21 protein-coding genes are annotated in these 24,001 nt (G+C 74.1%); 19 read left to right on the top strand and 2 right to left on the bottom strand.

Annotated features, from left to right (window positions below; genetic code table 11):
- Positions 1-49: 49 nt before the first annotated feature.
- From E9529_RS14585 to E9529_RS14530, 12 genes are all read left to right on the top strand, one after another.
- Complete coding sequence (locus E9529_RS14585) at positions 50-1,561, top strand: potassium/proton antiporter (protein ID WP_236831873.1); 1,512 nt, start codon at positions 50-52, stop codon at positions 1,559-1,561.
- A 306-nt stretch (positions 1,562-1,867) separates the two neighbouring features.
- Positions 1,868-3,097 carry a DUF4032 domain-containing protein gene (locus tag E9529_RS14580; protein WP_236831872.1) on the top strand — a complete coding sequence of 410 codons (1,230 nt, stop codon included), beginning with the start codon at positions 1,868-1,870 and terminating at the stop codon, positions 3,095-3,097.
- Positions 3,098-3,232: 135 nt separating this feature from the next.
- On the top strand, positions 3,233-4,591 hold the full coding sequence (locus E9529_RS14575; RefSeq protein WP_236831871.1) for an extracellular solute-binding protein: 1,359 nt from the start codon (positions 3,233-3,235) through the stop codon (positions 4,589-4,591).
- Entirely contained in the window at positions 4,588-5,547 is a 960-nt protein-coding gene (locus E9529_RS14570; protein ID WP_236831870.1) for a carbohydrate ABC transporter permease, read from the top strand. Before E9529_RS14575 ends, E9529_RS14570 begins: the two co-directional genes overlap by 4 nt.
- A gap of 3 nt (positions 5,548-5,550) precedes the next feature.
- A complete protein-coding gene (locus E9529_RS14565) occupies positions 5,551-6,384 on the top strand; it encodes a carbohydrate ABC transporter permease (RefSeq protein WP_236831869.1) in 834 nt (277 codons plus the stop codon).
- 55 nt (positions 6,385-6,439) lie between these two features.
- Positions 6,440-7,729, top strand: a complete 1,290-nt coding sequence (locus tag E9529_RS14560; protein WP_236831868.1) for an ABC transporter ATP-binding protein — start codon at positions 6,440-6,442, stop codon at positions 7,727-7,729.
- Positions 7,730-7,814: 85 nt separating this feature from the next.
- Positions 7,815-8,396: a signal peptidase II gene (gene lspA, locus E9529_RS14555; RefSeq protein WP_308195288.1), complete on the top strand. Its 582-nt coding sequence runs from the start codon at positions 7,815-7,817 to the stop codon at positions 8,394-8,396.
- Between the two features lie 74 nt (positions 8,397-8,470).
- Positions 8,471-9,418 carry an RluA family pseudouridine synthase gene (locus E9529_RS14550; RefSeq protein WP_236831866.1) on the top strand — a complete coding sequence of 316 codons (948 nt, stop codon included), beginning with the start codon at positions 8,471-8,473 and terminating at the stop codon, positions 9,416-9,418.
- A gap of 10 nt (positions 9,419-9,428) precedes the next feature.
- Positions 9,429-10,232 (top strand): CPBP family intramembrane glutamic endopeptidase, encoded by an 804-nt coding sequence (locus tag E9529_RS14545; protein ID WP_236831865.1) that lies wholly within the window; start codon positions 9,429-9,431, stop codon positions 10,230-10,232.
- 33 nt (positions 10,233-10,265) lie between these two features.
- On the top strand, positions 10,266-10,700 hold the full coding sequence (locus E9529_RS14540) for a GNAT family N-acetyltransferase (protein WP_236831864.1): 435 nt from the start codon (positions 10,266-10,268) through the stop codon (positions 10,698-10,700).
- A gap of 200 nt (positions 10,701-10,900) precedes the next feature.
- Positions 10,901-14,461, top strand: coding sequence for a DNA polymerase III subunit alpha (gene dnaE, locus E9529_RS14535; protein ID WP_236831863.1), 3,561 nt, complete (start codon positions 10,901-10,903; stop codon positions 14,459-14,461).
- Between the two features lie 45 nt (positions 14,462-14,506).
- Positions 14,507-15,070 (top strand): hypothetical protein, encoded by a 564-nt coding sequence (locus E9529_RS14530; RefSeq protein ID WP_236831862.1) that lies wholly within the window; start codon positions 14,507-14,509, stop codon positions 15,068-15,070.
- A 6-nt stretch (positions 15,071-15,076) separates the two neighbouring features.
- On the opposite strand, the gene E9529_RS14525 is transcribed toward E9529_RS14530, so the two are convergent.
- On the bottom strand, positions 15,077-15,874 hold the full coding sequence (locus E9529_RS14525) for an LON peptidase substrate-binding domain-containing protein (protein WP_236831861.1): 798 nt from the start codon (positions 15,872-15,874) through the stop codon (positions 15,077-15,079).
- A 117-nt stretch (positions 15,875-15,991) separates the two neighbouring features.
- On the opposite strand from E9529_RS14525, the gene hisD reads away from it, so the two are divergent.
- From hisD to hisH, 6 genes are all read left to right on the top strand, one after another.
- Entirely contained in the window at positions 15,992-17,296 is a 1,305-nt protein-coding gene (hisD, locus tag E9529_RS14520; protein WP_236831860.1) for a histidinol dehydrogenase, read from the top strand.
- Positions 17,293-18,405 carry a histidinol-phosphate transaminase gene (locus tag E9529_RS14515; protein WP_236831859.1) on the top strand — a complete coding sequence of 371 codons (1,113 nt, stop codon included), beginning with the start codon at positions 17,293-17,295 and terminating at the stop codon, positions 18,403-18,405. Before hisD ends, E9529_RS14515 begins: the two co-directional genes overlap by 4 nt.
- 5 nt (positions 18,406-18,410) lie before the next feature.
- On the top strand, positions 18,411-19,007 hold the full coding sequence (gene hisB, locus E9529_RS14510) for an imidazoleglycerol-phosphate dehydratase HisB (RefSeq protein ID WP_236831858.1): 597 nt from the start codon (positions 18,411-18,413) through the stop codon (positions 19,005-19,007).
- A 16-nt stretch (positions 19,008-19,023) separates the two neighbouring features.
- Positions 19,024-19,200: a hypothetical protein gene (locus E9529_RS14505; RefSeq protein WP_236831857.1), complete on the top strand. Its 177-nt coding sequence runs from the start codon at positions 19,024-19,026 to the stop codon at positions 19,198-19,200.
- Positions 19,201-19,205: 5 nt separating this feature from the next.
- On the top strand, positions 19,206-19,802 hold the full coding sequence (locus tag E9529_RS14500; protein ID WP_236831856.1) for a nucleotidyltransferase family protein: 597 nt from the start codon (positions 19,206-19,208) through the stop codon (positions 19,800-19,802).
- A gap of 122 nt (positions 19,803-19,924) precedes the next feature.
- Complete coding sequence (gene hisH, locus E9529_RS14495; RefSeq protein ID WP_236831855.1) at positions 19,925-20,563, top strand: imidazole glycerol phosphate synthase subunit HisH; 639 nt, start codon at positions 19,925-19,927, stop codon at positions 20,561-20,563.
- A gap of 5 nt (positions 20,564-20,568) precedes the next feature.
- Here hisH and E9529_RS14490 read toward each other — a convergent pair whose 3' ends face one another.
- A complete protein-coding gene (locus E9529_RS14490; protein WP_236831854.1) occupies positions 20,569-21,333 on the bottom strand; it encodes an SDR family NAD(P)-dependent oxidoreductase in 765 nt (254 codons plus the stop codon).
- A gap of 92 nt (positions 21,334-21,425) precedes the next feature.
- Here E9529_RS14490 and E9529_RS14485 point away from each other — a divergent pair, with 92 nt between their 5' ends.
- Positions 21,426-23,759: a M28 family peptidase gene (locus E9529_RS14485; RefSeq protein WP_236831853.1), complete on the top strand. Its 2,334-nt coding sequence runs from the start codon at positions 21,426-21,428 to the stop codon at positions 23,757-23,759.
- Positions 23,760-24,001 lie beyond the last annotated feature (242 nt).

Below are 24,001 nucleotides of genomic sequence, written 5' to 3'. Positions count from 1 at the left end.
GCGGCCCCGGAGCAGGGGTGCGGGAGACTGCCCCCATGGGGCGGGCAGGGTGAACACGGCGGTCACCGTCGCCCTCGCCCTCGGCGCGGGCGTCGTCATCCTCGCGGCCGTGGCGCTGCGCCTGGCCGACCGGCTCGGGCTGCCCAGCCTGCTGTTGTACCTGGCGATCGGCGTGGTGCTGGGGGAGAGCGGCCTCGGCATCCAGTTCGACGACGCCGAGCTCACCCAGACCCTCGGCGTCGCCGCGCTCGTCGTCATCCTCGCCGAGGGTGGCCTGACCACCCGGTGGGCCGACGTCCGGCGGGCGATCGGGCCGGGGCTGACGCTGGCCACGGTGGGGGTCGCCGTGAGCGTGGCGGTCACCGCGGCGATCACGGTGTGGCTGCTGGACGCGTCGTGGGGCTTCGCCCTGCTGCTGGCCGCGGTCGTCGGGTCGACCGACGCCGCGGCGGTCTTCGCGGCGCTCCGCCGGCTGCCGCTCCCGCGCCGGCTCGCCGCCGCCCTCGAGGCCGAGAGCGGCCTGAACGACGCCCCGGCGATCCTGCTGGTCACCACGCTGGCGGCCCTCCTCACCGAGGCCTCCGCCGGCGCCTGGTGGCTGGTCGCGCTCCAGGTGGTCGGCCAGCTCGCCGGCGGGGCCGTCGTCGGCGTCGGCACCGGGCTGCTCGGCGCCGAGCTGCTGCGGCGGGTGGCGCTCCCGCTGGCCGGCTTCTACCCGCTGGCGACGCTGGCGCTGTGCGTGCTCGCCTTCGCCACCGCCACGCTGGCGTGGACCTCGGGCATCGTCGCCGTCTACCTCTGCGGCGTCGTGCTCGGCAACGTGGCGCTGCCGCACCGCACGGCGAGCATCGGCTTCGCCGAGGGCATGGCGTCGCTGGCCCAGATCGGGCTGTTCGTGCTGCTGGGGCTGCTCGTCTCGCCGCCCCGGCTGCTCGACGCCCTCGTGCCGGCCCTCGTCGTCGGCGGCGCGCTGCTGCTGGTCGCCCGGCCGCTGTCGGTCGTGGTCTCGCTGGTGTGGTTCCGCTGGCCGTGGGCGCAGCAGGCCTTCGTCTCCTGGGCCGGCCTCCGCGGTGCCGTGCCGATCGTCCTGGCGACCTTCCCCGTCACCGCCAACGTGCCCGGGGCGGAGCGGATCTTCGACACCGTGTTCGTGCTGGTCGTCGTCTTCACGATCGTCCAGGGCTGGTCGCTGCCGTGGGTCGCCCGGCGGCTGCGGATCGGCGCGCCGGTGGCGCCGCGCGAGATCCAGGTGGAGGCCGCGCCGCTGGAGGAGCTCGACGCCGAGCTGATGCAGATGCGGGTGCCGGAGGGGTCCCGGCTGCACGGCGTCTACCTGCCCGAGCTGCGGCTGCCCGAGGACGCCGCCGTGGTGCTCATCGTGCGCGAGGGCAAGGCGTTCGTGCCCGACGAGACGACGCGGCTCATGCACGGCGACCAGGCGCTGCTGGTGTCGGCGCGCGCGTCCCGGCCCGAGGCGGAGCGGAGGCTGCGGGCAGTGAGCCGGGCCGGCCGGCTGGCCATGTGGCGCGGCGAGGACGGCCGCCCCGACGAGAAGGACTAGAAGGACCACCCTTCCGCCCACGACTCGCAGGCTCGCCGCGGGGCCCTGAAGGGTGGCCGTTCCAGCACGTCACCTCCCCACGACTCGCAGGCTCGCCGCGGGGCCCTGAAGGGTGGCCGTTCCAGCACGTCACCTCCCCACGACTCGCAGGCTCGCCGGGTCCCTGAAGGGTGGCCGTTCCAGCACGTCACCTGCCCACGACTCGCAGGCTCGCCGCGGGTCCTTGGAGGGTGGCCGTTCCAGCACGTCACCGGGGCCGCGACGTGGGATCGTGACGGTCAGCACCGACACCCCCCGGAGCGCGCCATGCGGTACCTCTTCCGACCACCGGCCGACGACGCCGCCGGGCTGCTGGCGCTCCCGTGGCACCAGCCGCTGGAGGAGTGGGACCAGAGCCTGCTGCTCGACGTCCCCTCGCGCGGCATCTCCCGCCACGTCGTGCGCTTCGTCGCCGTCGAGGACCGGGTCTACGCGCTCAAGGAGATCGACGAGCGGCTCGCCCGGCACGAGTACGCGCTGCTGGCCCAGTTCGAGGCCGAGGGGCTGCCGACGGTCTCGGTGCTCGGCATCTGCGTCGACCGGCCCGACGACCAGGCGGCGATCCTGGTGACCCGCTACCTCGAGTACTCGATGTCCTACCGCTGGCTGTTCTCGGGCCCGCGTGGTGGCCGGTCGGCCGACCAGCTGCTGGACACGATGGTCGTGCTGCTGGTCCGGCTGCACCTGGCCGGCATCTTCTGGGGCGACTGCTCGCTGTCCAACACCCTCTTCCGGCTGGACGCGGGCACCTTCGCCGCCTACCTGGTGGACGCCGAGACCGTCGAGCGCCACCCGCGGCTCTCACCCGGCCAGCGCCGCTACGACGTCGACCTGGCCTGCGAGCGGGTCGGCGCGGAGCTGCTCGACCTGCAGTTCGGCGGGCTGCTGCCCGAGGACGTCGACCCGATCGAGGTGGCCGAGGGCCTGCCGCGGCGGTACGAGTCGCTGTGGGAGGAGGTCACCCGCGAGGAGGTCTTCCGCACCGACGAGCAGCGCTACCGCGTCGCCGAACGGTTGCAGCGGCTCAACGAGCTCGGCTTCGACGTGGGCGAGGTCGAGCTGCGCACCACCGAGGAGGGCACCCGGCTGCGGGTGGAGACCCGCGTCGCCGAGCCGGGCCACAACCGCCGCGAGCTGTTCCGCCTCACCGGGCTCGAGGTGCGCGAGCGGCAGGCGCAGCGGCTGCTCAACGACGTCCGGGCGTTCCGCGCCTACCTGGAGCAGAAGTCGGGGCAGCCGGTGCCCGAGACGATCGCCGGCCACCGCTGGCTCGCCGAGGTCTACCAGCCGGTCCTGGACGCCGTCCCCGAGGAGCTGCGCGGCCGGCTGGAGCCGGCCGAGGTCTTCCACGAGGTGCTCGAGCACCGCTGGTTCCTGTCGGAGAAGGCGGGGCGTGACGTCGGGACGACGAAGGCCGCGCGCTCCTACTTCACCAACGTGCTGCCGGGCACGCCGCAGGAGCTCACCACCCCCTCCGTCATCGCCGGCCGGGGATGAAGCGCAGGTGGCGGGCCGGTCGGCCGGTCATCACGTGTGCGTCTCGTTCCGTTTGACAGCCCCTGGCGACGGTACGAGGCTTCCTGCACCCCCGAGATCATCGGGCTGCACCGGACGCCAACGGAGGCGATGCGCGTGTCAGCGATTTCCGAAAGCCACCCGGCCCGAGCTCAGACCAGGGCTCCCGTCCAGGGCCGGGACCGGCCTCGGCGCCGCCTCGCGGGTGCAGCCGCAGGCGCGCTCCTCGCCTCGGGCCTGGCGGCCTGCGGGGGCGGGGGCGGGGGCGCCTCGACGCTGACCTGGTACATCAACCCCGACGCCGGCGGGCAGGCCGAGATCGCCGCCCGGTGCACCGAGGAGGCCGGCGGGCGGTACACGATCGAGACGGCGCTGCTGCCCCGCGACGCCGCGTCGCAGCGCGAGCAGCTGATCCGGCGCCTCGCGGCCAACGACGACTCGATCGACCTCATGAGCCTGGACCCGCCGTTCATCCCGGAGTTCGCCCAGGCCGGCTTCCTGGCCCCGGTGCCCGACGACGTGGCCGACCGGGTCACCGAGGACGTCGTGGAGAGCGCGATCGAGGGCTCCACCTGGGACGGCGAGCTCGTCGCGGTGCCGTTCTGGGCCAACACCCAGCTGCTCTGGTACCGGCTGTCCGTGGCGGAGGAGGCGGGGCTGGACATGTCCCAGCCCGTCACCTGGGACCAGATCGTGCAGGCGGCCGAGGAGACCGGCACGCTGGTCGGCGCGCAGGGGACCCGGGCCGAGTCGCTGACCGTCTGGTACAACGCGCTGATCGAGTCCGCCGGCGGCTCGATCATCACCGAGTCCTCGCCAGAGGACCCGGCCCAGATCGAGCTCGGGCTCACCTCCGAGGCCGGTGTCCGGGCCGCCGAGGTGATGCAGATGGTCGCCGAGTCGGACGCCGTCAGCGCCGCCTTCTCGACCTCGAACGAGGACTCCACGGCCACCGGTTTCGAGAGCGAGGACGGCGGCTTCCAGGTCAACTACCCGTTCGTCTACCCCCGCGCGCTGGGGGCGGCCGAGGAGGGGACGCTCGACCCGTCGGTGCCCGAGGACTACGGCGCGGCGATCTTCCCGCGGGTGGACGAGGACACGCCGGCCGCCCCGCCGTACGGCGGGATCAACCTCGGGGTGAGCGCCTTCAGCGAGAGCCCCGAGCTGGCGTACGAGGCGGCGGAGTGCATCGTCTCGGACGAGAACCAGGCGTACTACTTCATCACCAACGGCAACCCGGCGTCGTCGACCGCGGTCTACGACGACCCCGAGGTGCTCGAGGCCTTCCCGATGGCCCCGGTGATCGAGGAGTCCCTGGAGCTGGCCGCACCCCGGCCGCAGACCCCGTACTACAACGAGATCTCGGTCGGCATCCAGCGCAGCTACCACCCGCCGTCGAGCGTCGAGCCCGGCCAGACCGGTGAGGCGGCGACCGAGCTCATCAGGGCAGTCCTGGCGAAGGAGGACCTGCTGTGAGTACCACGACGCTGCCACCGACCAAGAAGGACGAACCGGTCTCGGCACCCAAGGCCCGGGCCAGCGACCGGGCACGCAGCGAGCGGAAGCTGGGCTGGCTGCTCGCCGGGCCCGCGTTCGCGGTGATGCTGCTCGTCACCGCCTACCCGATCCTGCAGGCCACCTACGAATCGCTGTTCGACTACCGGCTCACCGACCCGGAGAACCGCTCCTTCACCGGGCTCACCAACTACTGGGTCATCCTCACCGACTCGCTGTGGTGGCAGTCGATCGGCGTCACCGCCTTCATCACCGTGGTCACCGTCGCCGTGGAGCTGGTGCTCGGCTTCGGGCTGGCGCTGGTCATGGTGAAGGCGCTGCGGGCGCTGCGGCCGGTGCTGCGGGCGGCGATCCTCATCCCGTACGCGGTCATCACCGTCGTCTCGGCGTTCGCCTGGCAGTTCGCGTTCGACATCCAGTCCGGCTTCGTGAACTCGTGGTTCGCCTGGCTGCCCGGCGTCTCGGAGAACACCGACTGGTTCGGCGACCGCTGGACGGCGCTGCTGGTCATCTGCCTCGCCGAGATCTGGAAGACCACGCCGTTCATCTCGCTGCTGCTGCTCGCCGGCCTGGCGCAGGTGCCCGAGGTGCTGCAGGAGGCGGCGAAGGTCGACGGCGCGACCCGCTGGCAGCGGCTGTGGCGGGTGACGATCCCGAACATGAAGGCGGCGATCATGGTGGCGCTGCTGTTCCGCACCCTGGACGCGTTCCGGGTCTTCGACAGCATCTTCATCATGACCGCGGGGGCGAACGGCACCGAGTCGGTGTCGTTCCTGGCCTACCGGCAGACGATCGCCCGGCTGGAGATCGGCCTGGGGTCGGCGGTCTCGGTGCTGCTGTTCCTCGCCGTCGTGCTCATCGCCTTCAGCTTCATCAAGCTCTTCAAGGTCGACCTGGCCCAGGCGCGGGGGGAGTAGCAGATGTCCACGCGGAAGAAGGTCCTCTGGGGGATCGGTGCGGCGGTCATCGTCGTCTACTGCCTGTTCCCGATCGCCTGGATCGTCTCGGTGTCGCTCAAGGCGCCCAGCGACCTGTCCAACGAGAGCTTCCTGCCGAGCCAGGTGACCTGGGAGAACTACGAGCTGATCCTCACCGGCAGCGCCAGCGACCTGTTCCTCCCGGCGCTGCGCAACTCCTTCGGCATCTGCCTGATCGCGACGGCGATCTCCTGCCTGCTGGCGATGTTCGCCGCCTACGCGATCGCCCGGCTGGACTTCCCGGGCAAGAAGCTGATCCTGTCCACGGCGCTGGCCGTGGCCATCTTCCCGGTCATCTCGATCGTCACGCCGCTGTTCAACCTCTGGCGGAACATCGGCCTGTACGACACCTGGCCGGGGCTGGTCATCCCCTACCTGTCGCTGACCCTGCCGATCTCGATCTGGACGATGTCGGCGTTCTTCCGGGAGATCCCCTGGGAGATGGAGCAGGCGGCGCAGGTCGACGGCGCCACCACCTGGCAGGCCTTCCGCAAGGTGATCGTCCCGCTGGCCGCTCCCGGCGTCTTCACCACGGCGATCATCGCCTTCTTCATCGCCTGGAACGACTTCATCTACGGCATCTCGCTGACCTCCACGGAGGCAGCCCGCCCGGTGCCCGCGGCGCTCGGTCTGTTCACGGGTGCCTCACAGTTCGAGGAGCCGACCGGCGCCATCTCGGCGGCCGCGGTGATCGTGACCATCCCCGTGGTGGTCCTCGTCCTGCTCTTCCAGCGGCGCATCGTCGCCGGCCTCACCAACGGCGCGGTCAAGGGCTGATCGCCGTGACCGACCGCAGCTGCACCTCATCGACCCAGCGAGGGGACGAATCCTGATGGCCTCCATCGAGATGAAGAACATCGTCAAGCAGTACGGCGACGGCTTCCCGGCGGTGAACGACGTCAGCCTGGACATCGCCGACGGGGAGTTCATGATCCTGGTCGGCCCGTCCGGCTGCGGGAAGTCGACCCTCCTGCGGATGATCGTCGGCCTGGAGGACATCACCAGCGGCGACATGGTCATCGGCGGCAAGCGGGTCAACGACCTCGCGCCGCGCGACCGCAACCTGTCGATGGTCTTCCAGAACTACGCGCTCTACCCGCACATGACGGTGTTCGAGAACATCGCCTTCCCGCTGCGGCTGGCCAAGACGCCCGACGACGAGGTCCGCCGCAAGGTGGAGGAGGCGTCGGACGTGCTGGAGCTCAAGGAGCACCTGGAGCGCAAGCCGGCCAACCTCTCCGGCGGCCAGCGGCAGCGCGTCGCGATGGGCCGGGCCATCGTCCGCGACGCCGAGGCGTTCCTCTTCGACGAGCCGCTGTCGAACCTCGACGCCAAGCTCCGCGGCCAGATGCGCACCGAGATCTCCCGCCTGCAGCGCCGGCTGGGCATCACCACCGTCTACGTCACCCACGACCAGACCGAGGCGATGACCCTGGGCGACCGGGTCTGCGTGCTGCGCAAGGGCAAGATCCAGCAGGTCGCCTCGCCCCGCGAGCTCTACGAGCAGCCGGTCAACCTCTTCGTCGCCGGGTTCATCGGCTCCCCGCCGATGAACTTCCTGCCGGCGACGCCGGAGGGCAACCGGCTCAAGACGCCGTTCGGGGACATCGAGCTCGACGAGAAGCGGGCCGCCGCGGTCGCCGGGCACGACCTGCTCCTCGTGGGCATCCGGCCGGAGTACTTCGAGGACGCCACGCTGGTCGACGAGGCCAAGCGGCCGGTCGGCTCGACCTTCCGGGCGCGGGTGGACGTCACCGAGTGGCTGGGCGACTCCCAGTACGCCTACATCCCCTACGACGCCCCCGACTCGATCAGGGCGCAGCTGCGCGACCTGTCCAAGGAGCTCGACAGCGAGGAGCTGCGCACCCAGGCGATCGTCTCCATCGACGCGACCAGCCGGATCCGCGAGGGCCGCGAGGCCGAGTTCTGGCTGGACAGCCGCAAGGTGCACGTCTTCGACCCGGAGACCGGCGACAACCTGACCCGCGACGCCGAGGCCGGCGCCGAGCTCACCCGGCTGGCCAACGAGGACCGGCTGGAGCAGATGGAGGACTCGCACGCCGGCTCGCGGGCCGACGAGGGGCAGGTGCGGACGGGCGGCGCCACCGCGGTCGGGTCGTAGCGGACGGGGCGGGGCGGCGCGCGGCTATCGTCGTCGGCGAGGGTGGCGCGCCGCCGCGCCACCCCGCCGACCCGAGGAGCCCGAGCTGTCCGAGCACGTCGACCCGGCCGACGGCGCCGGTGGTGGCTCCACCGCCGCCGCGCCGCCCGGCCGGCCGCGCACCCGGCTGCTGCTGTCCCTGGCCGCCGCCGTCTTCGTCCTCGACCTGGTCACCAAGCTGGTGGTCGTCGCGACCATCGAACCGGGGGAGGACATCCGCGTCCTGGGTGGCGCGCTGTACCTCACCAACCTGCGCAACACCGGCGCCGCGTTCTCGTTCGCGGAGGGCGCGACGGTGGTGTTCAGCCTGATCGCCGCCGTCGTGGCCGTCGTCATCGTGCGCACCGCCCGTCGCCTGTGGTCCACGGGCTGGGCGGTGGCGCTGGGGCTGGTCCTCGGCGGGGCGCTGGGCAACCTGGTCGACCGGGTGTTCCGCGACCCGGGCTTCCTGCGCGGCGGCGTCGTCGACTTCCTGTCGGTGTTCGGGCCCGACGGGAGCGTGTGGCCGGTGTTCAACGTGGCCGACTCGGCGATCGTCTGCGGGGGAGTCCTCGGCGTGGTCCTGGCCCTGCGGGGGGTCGAGTTCGACGGCAGCCGCAGCGGCGCCGAGCGGCCCGGCACCGCGTAGGGCGAGGGCTCGGCCGCCCGCCGCCGCTCGCGGACCCGGGCCGTTCCACCGCCTCCTCCGCACCGACCCGCACAATGGGTGCCGTGACCAGCACTCCCGGCCTGCACCGGGCCCTCCCGGTGCCCGACGGCCTGGAGGGCCAGCGGGTGGACCAGGCCCTCTCCCGGCTCTTCGGCCTCCCCCGCACGACGGCGGCCGAGCTCGCCGACGCCGGCCACGTCGTCGTCGACGGCCGGGCGCGCGGCAAGGGTGACCGGCTGACCGGGGGCAGCTGGCTGGAGGTGGAGCTGCCGCCCCCGCCGGGCGAGCCGGCCCCGCCGCAGCCGGTCGAGGGCATGACGGTCCTGCACGACGACGACGACCTGGTGGTCGTCGACAAGCCGGTCGGGGTCGCGGCCCACCCCAGCCCCGGCTGGGACGGGCCCACGGTGATCGGCGGCCTGGCCGCCGCCGGGTACCGCATCTCCACGTCCGGCGCCGCCGAGCGGCAGGGCGTGGTGCACCGGCTGGACGCCGCCACGACCGGCGTCATGGTCGTCGCCAAGAGCGAGCGGGCCTACACCGCGCTCAAGGCCGCCTTCAAGGAGCGGACGGTGGCGAAGGGCTACCACGCGCTCGTGCAGGGCCACCCCGACCCCTCGCGCGGCACCATCGACGCGCCCATCGACCGGCACCCGCGGCACGACTGGAAGTTCGCCGTCGTCAGCGGCGGCCGCCCCTCGGTGACCCACTACGAGGTGACCGAGGCGTTCGCCGCGGCCAGCCTGGTCGACATCAGGCTGGAGACCGGCCGCACCCACCAGATCCGGGTGCACTTCTCCGCGCTGCGCCACCCCTGCGTGGGCGACACGACCTACGGCGCCGATCCGACGCTGGCCGCCCGCCTCGGGGTGGCCCGGCAGTGGCTGCACGCGGTGCGGCTGGGCTTCCCGCACCCGGCCGACGGGCAGTTCGTCGAGTTCACCAGCGCCTACCCGCCCGACCTCGCCGGCGCGCTGGCCGTGCTGCGCGCCGAGGCCTGACCCACCGGCGGTGACGACCCTGCCGGTCGCCCTCGACGCCTTCGGCCCGGCGGCGCTGGCCGCGGTGGTCGTGGCGGCCTACCTGGTGGTGGGGGAGCCCGTCGTCGGTCACGTGCTGCACCGCCGGTTCGAAGGGCGGCTGCGCACCGACGCGGGGGCGCGCCGCTCGTTCTACCGGCGGCTGCTGGTCCTCGAGTGGGGGCTGGCGGTGGTCGCCTCCGTCGTCTGGCTGGCCTCGCCGGGGGTCGACGCCGCGGCCGTCGGGCTGGTCTGGCCGCGGGGGTGGCCCGGGCCGGGGACGGTCGTCGTCGTCGTGGTGGTGCTGCTGTTCGTCGTCGCCTCCACCCGCCAGCTGCGGGCGGGAGCGCTGCTCGAGGCCGCCCGATCGGCTCGCCGCCCCGGGGAGGGCCGGCACGCCGAGCCGCCCGGGCAGTCCACCCTGGCGCTGCTGCCCCGCACCGAGGGGGAGCGGCGGCTGTTCACGCTGGTCGGCGTCACCGCCGGGGTGTGCGAGGAGTGGCTGTACCGGGGCTTCTTCCTCGCCGTGGTCGCGGCCGTCGCCGGCGGCCCGCCCACCTGGGTGCTCGTGGTCGTCGCGGCGGTCGCCTTCGGCCTCGCGCACGCCTACCAGGGCCGCGCCGGGATCGTCCTGACCGGCGTGCTGGGCGGTGTGATGGCGCTGGTCTACGTGGACACCGGCTCGCTGCTGCTGCCCGTGCTCCTGCACGCGCTCATCGACCTGCGGTTCCTGCTGGTGCCGGCCAGCGCGCTCCCGGCGTCGGTGCACGAGGCGGGCGGCCCGCCGGGGCGCTGACCGGCCCGCCGCGGCGGGGGCGAGAATGGGCCGGTGCCCAGCCCCACCGCGCAGGTCGCCGCCCCCGCCGACCTGGCCGAGGTCCTGGCCCTGCGCACGCGGGTGTTCGTCGAGGAGCAGGGCGTCCCGCCGGAGATCGAGCAGGACGCCGCCGACGGGACCGCGGTCCACGTGCTCAGCCGGGACGACGCCGGCCGCGTGGTCGCGACCGGGCGACTGCTGCTCGACGGGGCCACGGCGCGAATCGGCCGGATGGCCGCCGACGCCGGGGTGCGCGGCCGCGGCCACGGCGCCGCGGTGCTCGCGGAGCTGCACCGGCAGGCGGTGGACCGCGGGGCCCGCGAGGTGGTGCTGCACGCCCAGCTCCCGGCCCGCCGGTTCTACGAGCGCGCCGGCTACACCGCCGTCGGCGAGGTCTACGAGGAGGCCGGCATCGCGCACATCACCATGCGGCGACCGCTGCCCTGAGCGCCGCATGTGACGGAGCGGTCCGGTGTGAGGAGACACGTCCTGTCAGACCCTCGGCGTAGAACAGAACCAGTGCGAGGATCGACGCACCGGCCCGCCGGTGCCTGCCGCCCCCCGCACGCACCGCCGGTCTTCCCCGCCGGTCGCCCGCCGCGTGACGCCGGCCGGGCACGCACGACCCGTGAGGAGCCAGACCCGCTGTGAGCAGCCCGTCCGATTCGTTCGTGCACCTGCACGTGCACACCGAGTACTCGATGCTCGACGGCGCGGCGAAGCTGCCCGAGGTCACCAAGGCCGCGGCCGAGCAGGGCATGCCGGCGCTGGCGATGACCGACCACGGCAACGTCTTCGGCGCCTACGACTTCTACAAGCAGGCGAACGCGGCGGGCGTGAAGCCGATCATCGGCATGGAGGGGTACTACACCCCGGGCTCGCGCTTCGACCGCGCGCCGTTCGACTTCGGCGACAACCTCATCGACGAGGAGGGTGACGGCGGCTCGAACCGGGGCAAGGCCGCCTACACCCACATGACGCTGCTGGCCCGCACCACCGAGGGGATGCACAACCTCTTCCGCATCTCCTCGCTGGCCAGCCTCGAGGGCCAGTACCGCAAGCCGCGGTTCGACCGCGACCTGCTGGAGCGCTACGGCAAGGGCCTGATCGCCACCACCGGCTGCCCGTCGGGCGAGGTGAACATGTGGCTGCGCGCCGGCAAGGAGGACAAGGCGCGCCAGGCGGCCGCCGATTTCCAGGACATCTTCGGGCGGGAGAACTTCTACGCCGAGCTGATGGACCACGGCCTGGCCATCGAGCAGAAGACCCGCCCGGCCCTGATGGCCATCGCGAAGGACCTCGGCATCCCGCTGCTGGCCACCAACGACCTGCACTACACGCACAAGGAGGACGCCGAGGCGCACGACGCCCTGCTGTGCATCCAGACCGGGTCGCGGCTCAACGAGCCCAACCGCTTCAAGTTCAACGGTGACGGCTACTACCTGAAGTCCGCCGCCGAGATGCGGGCGCTGTTCACCGGCGACCTCCGCGAGGCCTGCGACAACACCCTGCTGGTCGCCGAGCAGTGCGAGGTCACCTTCACCGAGGGCGCCGACCTCATGCCGCGCTTCCCCCTGCCCCCGGGGGAGGACGAGACCTCCTGGTTCGTCAAGGAGGTCGAGCGCGGCCTGCACAAGCGCTACCCGGGCGGCATCCCCGACCACGTGCGCAAGCAGGCCGACTACGAGGTCGGGATCATCACCCAGATGGGCTTCCCGGGGTACTTCCTCGTGGTCGCCGACTTCATCAACTGGGCCAAGGACAACGGCATCCGGGTGGGCCCCGGGCGTGGCTCGGCGGCGGGCTCGCTGGCCGCCTACGCCATGGGCATCACCGACCTCGACCCCCTGCAGCACGGGCTGATCTTCGAGCGCTTTCTCAACCCCGAGCGCGTCTCCATGCCCGACGTCGACATCGACTTCGACGACCGCCGGCGCGGGGAGGTCATCCAGTACGTCTCGAAGAAGTACGGCGAGGAGCGGGTCAGCCAGATCGTCACCTACGGGACGATCAAGGCCAAGGCCGCGATCAAGGACGCCGCGCGCGTGCTGGACCGGCCCTACTCGGTGGGCGACGAGCTGACCAAGCTCATGCCGCCGGACGTCATGGGCAAGGGCATCCCGCTGTCGGGCGTCTTCGACCCGGCCCACCCGCGCTACAAGGAGGCCGCGGAGTTCCGCGCCCGCTACGAGTCCGACCCGGGCGCGGCCGAGGTCGTCGACCAGGCCCGCAAGCTCGAGGGGCTGAAGCGCCAGTGGGGCGTGCACGCGGCCGGCGTCATCATCGGCCGCTACCCGCTGATCGACTCGATCCCGATCATGCGGCGCGAGGCCGACGGGGCGGTCATCACGCAGTTCGACTACCCGACCTGCGAGACGCTCGGCCTGCTGAAGATGGACTTCCTCGGCCTGCGCAACCTCACGGTCATCGACGACGCGCTGCGCAACATCGTGATCAACGGCAAGGAGCCGATCGACCTCGACGAGATCAGCAAGGACCTCACCGACCCGAACACCTACGCGCTGCTCAGCCGCGGCGACACCCTCGGGGTCTTCCAGTTCGACGGCGGGCCGATGCGCTCGCTGCTGCGCCTCATGCGGCCGGACAACTTCGAGGACATCTCCGCCGTCGGCGCGCTCTACCGCCCCGGCCCGATGGGCGCGAACTCGCACACCAACTACGCGCTGCGCAAGAACGGCCAGCAGGAGATCACGCCGATCCACCCCGAGCTCGCCGAGCCGCTCGAGGACATCCTCGGCCAGACCTACGGCCTGATCGTCTACCAGGAGCAGGTCATGGCGATCGCGCAGAAGGTCGCCGGGTACTCGCTCGGCAAGGCCGACCTGCTGCGCCGCGCGATGGGCAAGAAGAAGAAGTCGGTCCTGGACGCCGAGTTCGTCGGCTTCGAGGCGGGGATGAAGGCCAACGGCTTCTCCAGCGCCGCGATCAAGACGCTGTGGGACATCCTCGTCCCGTTCGCCGACTACGCGTTCAACAAGGCCCACTCGGCCGCCTACGGCCTGGTGTCGTACTGGACGGCCTACCTCAAGGCCAACTACCCGGCCGAGTACATGGCCGGGCTGCTCACCAGCGTCCAGGACGACAAGGACCGCCGGCCGATCTACCTGGCCGAGTGCCGCCGGATGGGCATCAAGGTGCTCCCGCCGGACGTGAACGAGTCCTCCTGGGACTTCACCGCCGTCGGCACCGACATCCGCTTCGGCCTGGCGTCGGTCCGCAACGTCGGCACCAACGTCGTCGAGTCGATCGTCCGGGCGCGGGAGGAGAAGGGCGCGTTCAAGGACTTCGCCGACTTCATGCGCAAGATCGACACGGTGGCCTGCAACAAGAAGGTCATCGAGTCCCTGGCCAAGGCCGGCGCCTTCGACTCCCTGGGCCACTCGCGCCAGGGGATCGTCGCGATCCACGCGCAGGCGGTCGACTCCGCGATGGGGCTCAAGCGCAAGGAGGCCGAGGGCCAGTTCGACCTGTTCGGCAGCTTCGGCGAGGGGGACGCGGCCGAGGACCCGTTCGGCAGCGCGCTGGACATCACCATCCCCACCGCCGACTGGTCCAAGAGCGAGCGGCTGATGTTCGAGCGCGACATGCTCGGCCTGTACGTCTCCGACCACCCGTTGCACGGCGTCGAGCACGTGCTGGCGGCCAACGCCGACACCCCCATCGCCGAGATCAACGCCGGTGGGGTCGAGGACGGCGCGAACGTGACCATCGCCGGCATCCTCACCTCGGTCTCCCCGCGCACCAACAAGCAGGGCGCGCCGTGGGCGATCGCCACGCTCGAGGACCTCGAGTCCGGCATCGAGGTGCTGTTCTTCCCCAAGACCTGGGCCGAGGTCTCGGAGAAGGTCGTCCGCGACCAGATCGTCGTCGTCAAGGGGCGGATCAGCCGCCGGGACGACCAGCCCTCGCTGTTCGGCTCCGAGGTGACCACCCCCGAGCTCACCGAGGGGCCGCGCGGACCGGTGCTGGTCTCCATGGCGGCCGCCCGTTGCACGCCGCCGGTCGTCGAGCGGCTCCGCGAGGTGCTGGGCAGCCACCCGGGGACGACGGAGGTGCAGCTCAAGCTGGTCAACGGCAGCCGCGAGACGGTGCTCCGCCTGGACCAGGGGCTCCGGGTGCGCCCCAGCACGGCGCTGATGGGCGACATCAAGGCCCTCCTCGGCCCGACGAGCGTGGCGCTGCTCTAGGAGGCCCTCGCGCCGCCGGGCGCGCGCTCGTTGTTCACTGGGGCGGTGACCACCTCACCGCTGCCCGTCCAGCCCGCCCCGGGGGTGCCCGTGCACGCCTACTGGCGGGGGATGGCGGAGGTCCGCGAGGACCTGCGCGCCGCCCGCCCGCTGCTGGTGGGGCTGGTGCTCGCCGGGCTGCCGACCGGGGTGCTCTGGTGGCTGCTGGCGCCGCGGGCCGACTTCCAGGTCACCGAGACCGGCCCGGTACCGGTCGGCCCGCCCGCGGCGGAGGTCCGGGTGGCCGACGACGCCGTGTTCGTCCTCCTGCTGCTCGGGCTGGGCGCGCTGGCCGGAGCGGCCGCGTGGCGGGTCCGCCGCGGCCGCGGGGTGGGCATGCTCGTCGCCCTCGCGGTCGGGACCTCGGCGGCCGCCGTGCTCGCCTGGCAGCTCGGGGAGCTGCTGGCGCCCCCGCCGACGGAGGCGCAGCTGGGCGAGGTGGGCGTCGAGGTGACCACGGGGCTGGTGCTCAGCTCGTTGCCCGGTCTGGCCGCCGCGCCGTTCGCCGCGCTGCTGGTGTACCTCGGGTACGCGCTGCTGGCCGCCGACGACGGACTCGACCGCTCCTGACCGCCTTCAGTTCACCGTCATGGGCGCGGCGAACTGCTGCAGCGGCGCCGGCACCGCGCCGAGCGTCTGCAGCAGCGTCAGCTCGCGGCGCAGCAGGCGGGACTCGGCGGCCAGGCGCCGGCGCGTCGCCGACTCGGCCAGCAGCGCCTGCCGGTCCTCGGTGGTGAGCAGCGCCGAGGAGGCCACCAGCCAGGAGAGCGCCGAGGGGTCGTCGGCGGCCGCGGCCAGGCGCACCGCCGCCTCCACGCCGTCCCCGTGCGCGCCGGCGCCCAGCGCGGACACCTCGGCGACGTACTGCGTGAACAGGTCGCCCACCCCGCGGGCCAGCAGGTCCAGGGACCCGCGGGCCACGGAGTCCGCCAGCGCGTCCGGGGGCGGGGCCAGCCCGGCGCCGTCGGTCACCGCCTCGGCGTCCCCGGCGGCCTCCTCGGCCGCCTCCTCCTCGGCCAGCCACTCGACCTCGGCCTGCAGGTAGGGCGGGTCCTCGCCGACGACGACGTCGAGCAGCCGGAACCGCTCGCCGCCGACGGTGACGATGCGGAAGCCGCCGTCGGCCTGCGGCTGCACGCGCTGCAGCCGCGCGGTGCAGCCGATGTCGTACAACGCCGCCGCCGGGGCCACCCGCTCGACCTCCCAGCCCTGCCGGATCGCGACCACCCCGAAGTAGCGGCGGTCCCCGTGCTCGGGGAGGTCCAGGAGATCGCGCATGAGGCGGCGGTACCGGGGCTCGAAGATCTGCAGCGGCAGCACGACCCCGGGGAACAGGGGCCGCCCCAGCGGGAACAGCGGGATCAGCTCACCCATCCCGGCAAGCCTACGGGCCGCGCGCCGCCCACCCGCGCGGGCGCCCCGGGCGTGCCCGAGAGCGCTGGATACCCTGGGAGCCGCGTCGCACCCCCCGATCCGACCCCGGAGGCCCTCGTGCTGGCACGCATCGACCTGCGTGGAAACGCGCTGCCCGGCGTCCGGGAGCTCGCCGGGCTGCTGCCGCGGGCGGCCACCGACATCGACTCGGTGCTCGCCACGGTGCGCCCGCTCTGCGAGGACGTGCGGCTGCGCGGCGCCCAGGCGGTGCGCGAGATCACCGCCCGGCTCGACGGCGTGGACGCCGAGGACTTCGCGGTGCCGCAGGAGGCCCTCGACCGGGCCCTGGCCGAGTGCGACCCGACGCTGCGTGCCGCCCTCGAGGAGTCCATCGGCCGCGTGCGGAAGGTGCACGCAGACCAGCGGCGCACCGACGTCACCACCGAGGTGGTGGCCGGCGGGACCGTCACCGAGCGCTGGCTGCCGGTCCGGCGCGTGGGGCTGTACGTCCCCGGCGGCCTGGCGCCGCTGCTGTCCAGCGTCGTGATGAACGTCGTCCCCGCCCAGATCGCGGGGGTCGAGTCGATCGCGGTCGCCTCCCCGCCGCAGCGGGACAACGGCGGGCTGCCCGACCCGGGCGTGCTCGCCGCGTGCGCGCTGCTGGGCGTCACCGAGGTGTACGCCGTCGGCGGGGCGCAGGCCATCGCCGTCTTCGGCTACGGCGCCGGCTCCTGCGAGCCGGTGGACATGGTCACCGGCCCCGGCAACGTCTACGTGACGGCGGCCAAGCGGCTGCTGCGCGGGCTGATCGGCATCGACTCCGAGGCCGGCCCGACCGAGGTGGCGATCCTCGCCGACGACACCGCCGACCCCGCGCACGTCGCCGCGGACCTGATCAGCCAGGCCGAGCACGACCCGCTCGCCGGCGCCGTGCTCGTCACCCCCAGCGAGGAGCTGGCCGAGGCCGTCCTCGCCCTGGTGCCCGGGCAGGTCGCGGCCACCAAGCACTCCGACCGGATCACCACCGCCCTGGACGGCACCCAGTCGGGCATCGTGCTGGTCGACGACCTCGACGCCGGGGTGCGGGTGGTCGACGCGTACGCCGCCGAGCACCTGGAGATCCAGACCCGCGACGCCCGCGCCGTGGCGATGCGGGTGCGCAACGCCGGGGCGATCTTCGTCGGGGCGTGGTCGCCGGTCTCGCTGGGCGACTACATCGCCGGCTCCAACCACGTGCTGCCCACCGGCGGCTGCGCGCGGCACTCCAGCGGGCTGTCGGTGCAGTCGTTCCTGCGCGGCATCCACCTGGTCGAGTACGACGAGCAGGCGCTCGCCGACGTCGCCGCGCACGTCGACGCCCTCGCCGGCGCCGAGGACCTGCCGGCGCACGCGGCCGCGGTGCGGGTCCGGCAGCGGTCGTGACGTCGCTCGACGAGCTCCCGCTGCGGCCGGAGCTGCGTGGGCGCACGCCCTACGGCGCCCCGCAGCTGCCCGCCGCGCACCGGCTCAACACCAACGAGAACCCGCATCCCCTGCCGGCCGAGCTGCTCGCCGACCTGGGGGCGGCGCTGGGGCACGCGGCGCTGGAGCTGAACCGCTACCCCGACCGGGACGCCGTCGCGCTGCGGGCCGACCTCGCCGCCTACCTGTCGCGCACCGGCGGCGTGCCGGTGGAGCCCGCGCAGGTGTGGGCGGCCAACGGGTCCAACGAGGTGCTGCAGCAGGTCCTCCAGGCCTTCGGCGGCGCGGGGCGCACCGCGCTGGGCTTCACGCCCTCGTACTCGATGCACCCGATCATCGCGGCCGGCACCGGGACGGCGTGGGTCGACGGGCACCGGGCCGCGGACTTCACCATCGACACCGACGCCGCCGTGGCCCAGGTGCAGCAGGTGCGGCCCGACGTCGTCTTCGTCACCAGCCCGAACAACCCGACCGGCACCGCCGTCGACCTGGAGACCGTGGCCGCCCTCTACGAGGCGACCGACGGGGTCCTCGTGGTCGACGAGGCGTACGCGGAGTTCGCCCGGGCGGGGACGCCGTCGTCGCTCACGCTGCTGCCCGGCCGGCCGCGGCTGGTGGTCAGCCGCACGATGAGCAAGGCCTTCGGCATGGCGGGGCTGCGCCTGGGCTACCTGGCCGCGGACCCGGCCGTCGTCGACGCCATCCAGCTGGTCCGGCTGCCGTACCACCTGAGCTCGCTCACCCAGGCCGCCGCGCGGGCCGCGCTGGCGCACACCGACGCCCTGCTGGCGACCGTCGACGCGGTGAAGGCGCAGCGCGACCGGATCGTGGCGGCGCTGCCCGGCCTCGGGCTGACGAGCGTGCCCAGCGACGCCAACTTCGTCCTCTTCGGCCACTTCGCCGACGCCCCCGCCGCGTGGCGGGCGCTGCTGGACCGGGGGGTCCTCGTCCGCGACGTCGGCCTCCCCGGCTGGCTGCGGGTGACCGCCGGGACCGCCGAGGAGACCGACGCCTTCCTCACCGCGCTGGGTGAGGTCGCGCCGGCGCACCGCAGCACTCTGGGAGGATGAGCGGCATGGGTCGCACTGCACGCGTGGAACGGGAGACCAGCGAGACCAAGCTGGTCGTCGAGCTCGACCTCGACGGCACCGGTGCCAGCTCGATCAGCACCGGGGTCGGCTTCTACGACCACATGCTCACCGCGCTGTCCAAGCACAGCGGCATCGACCTCACCGTGCGGGCCGACGGCGACCTGCACATCGACGCGCACCACACGGTGGAGGACGTCGCCATCGCGCTGGGGCAGGCATTCGCCGAGGCGCTGGGCGACAAGCGCGGCGTCACCCGCTACGGCGACGCCACGATCCCCATGGACGAGGTGCTCGCGCAGGCGGCGGTCGACCTCTCCGGCCGGCCGTACTTCGTGCACGCCGAGCCGGAGAACATGACGCCGATGATCGGGCCGGACTACCCGACCTCGCTCACCAAGCACGTGCTGGAGTCGTTCGCCTTCAACGCGCGGATCAGCCTGCACGTGCGGGTGCTCTACGCCGGCCGGGACGCCCACCACATCGTGGAGGCGCAGTTCAAGGCGCTGGCGCGGGCGCTGCGCGCCGCCGTGGCGCTGGACCCCCGGGTGACCGACGTCCCCTCCACCAAGGGCGCGCTGTGACCCGTCGCGGCCGGCGGTGAGCGGGGGGCTCCCGCTCCTGCTGCTCGGCGGCTTCCTGCTCGGTGGGGCGTGGAGCGTCTGGCAGCTGGACGCGGAGAGCGGCGGCCGCACCGGCCCGCAGGTGGCGTTCGCGGTCATCCTGCTGGTCGCCGCCGTGCTGGCCAGCGCCGCGGGCGTCCTGCGCCTGGTCTGAGACAGGTGCGCCCGGCCGACGAGGAGCGGTTCCTCGGGATCGTGACGGCCGACCCCACGGTGCGGGCCGTCCTCGAGCGCGCCCCGGCCCTCGGCCTGGGGGAGTGGTGGCTCACCGCCGGGGTGCTGTTCCAGGCGGTGTGGAACGAGCTCACCGGCCGGCCGCCGGGTACCGGCATCCGGGACGCCGATCTCTTCTACTTCGACCCCGTCACCTCCTGGGACGCCGAGGACGCCGTCATCCGGGCCGGCGCGGAGCTGTTCGCCGACCTGCCGGTGCCGGTGGAGATCCGCAACGAGGCCCGGGTGCACCTCTGGTACGAGGCGCGGTTCGGGGTGCCCGCAGCGCCGTTCCGCGACTGCCGCGACGCCATCGACCACTTCGCGGCCGTCTGCTGCTGCTACGGGGTGCGGATTGACCGCGACGGCCGGCCCGAGGTCTACGCGCCGCACGGCTACGCCGACCTGTTCGACCTGGTGGTCCGGCCGAACCGGCGGCTGGCCCCGCGCCACGTCTACGAGGCCAAGGCTGCCCGGTGGCAGCAGGAGTGGCCGGAGCTCACCATCGTCCCCTGGTCGCCGGCCGGTCCGCCGGGCTGCTGATCGACCGTCGACCGTCGGCCGGTGGCGGTCACTGGGGCCGGGAGACGACCACCGGCCGACGCTCGCCGGCGCCCGGGGGAACACCCCGGGGCCGTCCGGCGCTGGTCGGTAGCGTGGCAGGCGTGAAGAAGGTGGCGGTCCTCGACTACGGCTCGGGCAACCTGCGCTCCGCGGAGCGCGCGCTGCAGCGGGTCGGCGCCGAGGTGACGGTGACGTCCGACGCGCGGACGGCGCTGGACGCCGACGGCCTCGTCGTCCCCGGCGTGGGTGCGTTCGCCGCCTGCATGGCGGGCCTGGACGCCGTCGACGGCCGGCGGATCATCGGCCGCCGCCTCGCCGGGGGTCGGCCGGTGCTCGGCATCTGCGTCGGCATGCAGATCCTGTTCGAGCGTGGCGTGGAGCACGGCGTGGACGCCGAGGGCTGCGGCGAGTGGCCGGGCGTCGTCGAGCCGCTGCAGGCGCCGGTGCTGCCGCACATGGGCTGGAACACCGTGCAGGCGCCGCGGGGCAGCGTGCTCTTCGACGGGCTCGCCGACCAGCGCTTCTACTTCGTGCACTCCTACGGGGTGCGCAGCTTCCCGATGGGCCAGGACGGCGCCGCCTCGCCGCTGGCCCCGCCGCTGGTGACCTGGGCCGAGCACGGCGACCGGTTCGTCGCGGGCGTGGAGAACGCCGCCCTCTCGGCCACCCAGTTCCACCCGGAGAAGTCCGGGGACGCCGGGGCGCAGCTGCTCACCAACTGGCTGCACACCCTGAGCTGAGCGGCTCAGCTGCGCAGGTAGCTGGCCCCGTTGACGTCGATGATCGTCCCGGTGGAGAACCGGGCCTCCGGCGACGCCAGCCACAGCACCGCCGCGGCGACCTCCTCCGGCCGGGCCACGCGGCCGTAGGGCGACTGCGCCCGGACGGCGTCCCCGCCCGGGCCGTCGAGGACCTCGCGCGCCATCTCGGTCTGCACGAACCCCGGCGCGACGCTGCCCACGCTGATCCCGTGCGGGGCGAGCGCCTGGGCCATCGACTGCCCGAACGCGTTCAGCCCCGCCTTGGCGGCGCCGTAGGCCGGCGTGGCCGGCTCGCCGCGGAAGGCGCCGCGGCTGGTCACGTTGACGACCGCCCCGCCGCCGCCGGCGACCAGGTGCGGCACCGCGCGGAAGGTGGCGTGCATCGCGCCGACCAGGTTGACCTGCAGCGTGCGGGCCACCACGGCCTGCCAGTCGGCCCACGAGGTCTCCAGTGGCGGGTGCGGGGTGAAGACGCCGGCGTTGTTCACCAGCACCTGCAGGCCCCCGAGGGCGGCGGCGGCCTCGTCCACCGCCGCGCCGACCGCTTCCGCGTCGGCGACGTCGGCCTGCACCACGGCGTGGCCGCTGCCCGGCAGCTCGGCGGCGACCCGCTCCGCCGCCTGCCGCGAGCTGCCGCAGTGCACGGCCACCCGGTCGCCCCGGGCGGCGAAGGCCAGCGCGATCGCCCGCCCGATGCCGCGGGAGGCGCCGGTGACCAGGACGGCGCGGGAGGTGGGGGCGCTGCTCATGGCGGCAGTCAACCAGGCACCGTCGGTCGCGCCTGCCCGGCCGGGGTCCGTCCGCGCCCTAGGGTGCGCGGGTCGTCGTCCGAGGAGGTCGTGTGCCCGCCGAGCGCCCGTCTGGCCCCGGCCGCCTCGCGGGGCTGGCCGTCGTAGCGCTGCTGCTGGCGCTCACCGCCTGGACCGTCGTGGGGTTGCAGCCGCCGGACCCGCGCCCGGCGGACGCCCCGGCCGGGGAGTTCAGCGCCGCCCGCGCCCTCGCCCACGTCGAGCGCATCGCCGCCGGACCGCACGTGGCGGGCAGCCGGGCGAACGACGCGGTGGTGGAGCACCTGGTCGCCACGCTCACCGACCTCGGGCTGGACACCCGCGTGCAGAACGCCGTCGGCGCCCGGGCCGGCGGCGGGGGCGGGGCCCGGATGGCGCGGGTGCGCAACGTCGTCGCCGTCCTCCCGGGGGCCGAACCCACCGGCCGGCTCTACCTGGTGGCCCACCACGACTCGGTGGAGGGCGGCCCGGGCGCGGCCGACGACGCGGCCGGCGTCGCCACGCTGCTGGAGTCGGTCCGCGCCCTGACCGAGGGCCCGCCGCTGCGCAACGACGTCGTCGTCGTCCTCACCGACGCCGAGGAGGCCTGCCTCTGCGGCGCCGAGGCGTTCGCCGCCTCCCACCCGCTGGCCGGCGGTGGCGTGGTGCTCAACGTCGAGGCCCGGGGCACCGGCGGGCCGCCGATCATGTTCGAGACCTCGCGCGGCAACGCCGGCCTCGCCGCGGCGTTCGCCGACGCCGCGCCGCACCCGGTCGCGAGCAGCTTCGCCGTCGAGGTCTACCGGGCGCTGCCCAACGACACCGACTTCAGCGTGCTGCTCGAGGACGGCGCCTTCACCGGCATGAACACCGCCTTCATCGACGGTGCGGCCGCCTACCACTCGCCGCAGGACACCCCGGAGCGGCTGGACCGCGGCACCCTGCAGGCGCTCGGCGACAACACCCTCGCGCTCACCCGCGAGCTGGGCGGGCGCGACCTCGCCGTCCTCGCCGAGCCCGCGGCCGAGGACGCGACCTACTTCCCCCTGCCGGGCCTGCTGGTGCGCTACCCGGGCTGGCTGGTCTGGCCCGTGGCCGGGGCGGCGCTCGCCGCGGTCGCCGGCCTGGGGTGGACGCTGCGCGCCCGCGGGGTCGGCCCGCTGCGGCGCACGGCCGGGGCGGCGGCGCTGGCGGTGGTCCCGCTCGTGGCCGGGCCGCTCGCCGTCCAGGGGCTGTGGGCGGCGCTGGTCGCCACGCGCCCCGGCTACGCCACGATGCTGGACCCCTGGCGGCCCGGCTGGTTCCGGCTGGCCGCGGTCGCGGTGGTGCTCGGCGTGGTGCTGCTCTGGTACGCGCTGCTGCGCCGCCGGGTGGGCCCGGCCGCGCTGCAGGCCGGCGCGCTGGTGTGGCTCGCCGTCCTCGCGGCGGTGCTCGCCGCGGTGGCGCCGGGCGGCTCCTACCTGGCGGCGTGGCCCGCGCTGGTCGGTGGGCTCACCGGCGTCGTCGCCGTCCTGGCGCGGAACCGGGTCGTGACCGCCGTCGCCGCGCTGCTCACCGGGGCGACGGCGGTGCTGGTCCTCGCGCCGACGGCCGCGCTGTTCTTCCCCGCCCTCGGCCTGTCGCAGGCGCTGGCGCCGGCGGTGGTCGTCGTCCTCGGCGTCCTCGCCCTGCTGCCGGCCCTCGAGCTGCTCTTCCCGGACCCCGGGACGGCGACCGGGGCGCGCGGCCGGCTCGCCGCGGCCGCCGTCCCCGGCGTGGCGCTGGTCACGGCGTGGGCGTGCGTGGCGGTGGGGCTCGCGGTCGACCGGTTCGACGCCGGGCACCCGGTGCCCAGCCGGCTGGCCTACGTGCTCGACGCCGACCAGGACCAGGCCCGGTGGGTGACCACCGAGACGCCGCCGGGGGAGTGGACGGGGCGCTTCGTCGACGGCCGCGGTGCGCTCGGGGCGGAGCTGCCCTACCTCGCCGGCCGCGACCTGCTGACCGGGCCGGCCGAGGTCGCCGACCTCCCCGCCCCGGAGGTCGCCGTCGTCTCCGACGAGCTCCTCGGCGGGCGGCGGGAGATCGCCGTGCGCATCACGCCGCAGCGGGCGGGGGTCCGCCTCGTCGACCTGCAGCTGACCGTGGACGGCGGCAGCGTCGTCCGCGGCCGGATCGGCGGCCGGGACGTGCCCGAGGAGGCGATCGGCGGCAGCGCGCTGCGCGTCACCTTCCACGCGCCGCCCGCCGACGGGCTGCAGGCGGCCTTCACGGTGGAGGGCGACGGCCCGGTGCGGCTGCGCGCGACCGACGGCAGCGACGGCCTGGCCGGGCTCCCCGGTTTCGAGCCGCGGCCCGAGGGCGTCGACGTCGCCGGCTCGCACGGCGCGGACCTGGTGCTGGTGACGGCGACGACCGCCCTGGGGTGACCGCGCCGCCCCCGACGCATGAGAGCGTCCTCATCTCCTTCTCACCGGTTCGACACCCGCCCGCTGCACCCTCGGACCGTGCGCCCGCCTCCCCGCTCCGCCGCCGTGCTCGCCGGCCTGGTGGCCGTGCTGCTCGGCGGTGCGACGGCGTGGGCGCTGCTCGGTCCCCCGGGCGGCGGGGAGCGCCCGGTGCCGGCGCCGATCGAGGTGCCGGCGCGCCAAGCGCCCCTCGAGCCGGCGCC

Source organism: Blastococcus sp. KM273128, from assembly GCF_021698975.1.
In the GTDB taxonomy this organism is placed as follows: domain Bacteria; phylum Actinomycetota; class Actinomycetes; order Mycobacteriales; family Geodermatophilaceae; genus Blastococcus.
The sequence above is the reverse complement of the archived record's forward strand: the minus strand, read 5'-3'. Positions and strand labels throughout refer to the sequence as shown.

Excerpts from the sequence above, each read along its gene's own strand:
- E9529_RS14550 (WP_236831866.1), top strand. The coding sequence starts at position 8,471 with ATGGGTGCCGTGACCAGCACTCCCGGCCTGCACCGGGCCCTCCCGGTG.
- E9529_RS14490 (WP_236831854.1), bottom strand. The coding sequence starts at position 21,333 with ATGAGCAGCGCCCCCACCTCCCGCGCCGTCCTGGTCACCGGCGCCTCC.
- hisB (WP_236831858.1), top strand. The coding sequence starts at position 18,411 with ATGGGTCGCACTGCACGCGTGGAACGGGAGACCAGCGAGACCAAGCTG.
- E9529_RS14565 (WP_236831869.1), top strand. The coding sequence starts at position 5,551 with ATGTCCACGCGGAAGAAGGTCCTCTGGGGGATCGGTGCGGCGGTCATC.
- E9529_RS14580 (WP_236831872.1), top strand. The coding sequence starts at position 1,868 with ATGCGGTACCTCTTCCGACCACCGGCCGACGACGCCGCCGGGCTGCTG.
- E9529_RS14525 (WP_236831861.1), bottom strand. The coding sequence starts at position 15,874 with ATGGGTGAGCTGATCCCGCTGTTCCCGCTGGGGCGGCCCCTGTTCCCC.
- E9529_RS14560 (WP_236831868.1), top strand. The coding sequence starts at position 6,440 with ATGGCCTCCATCGAGATGAAGAACATCGTCAAGCAGTACGGCGACGGC.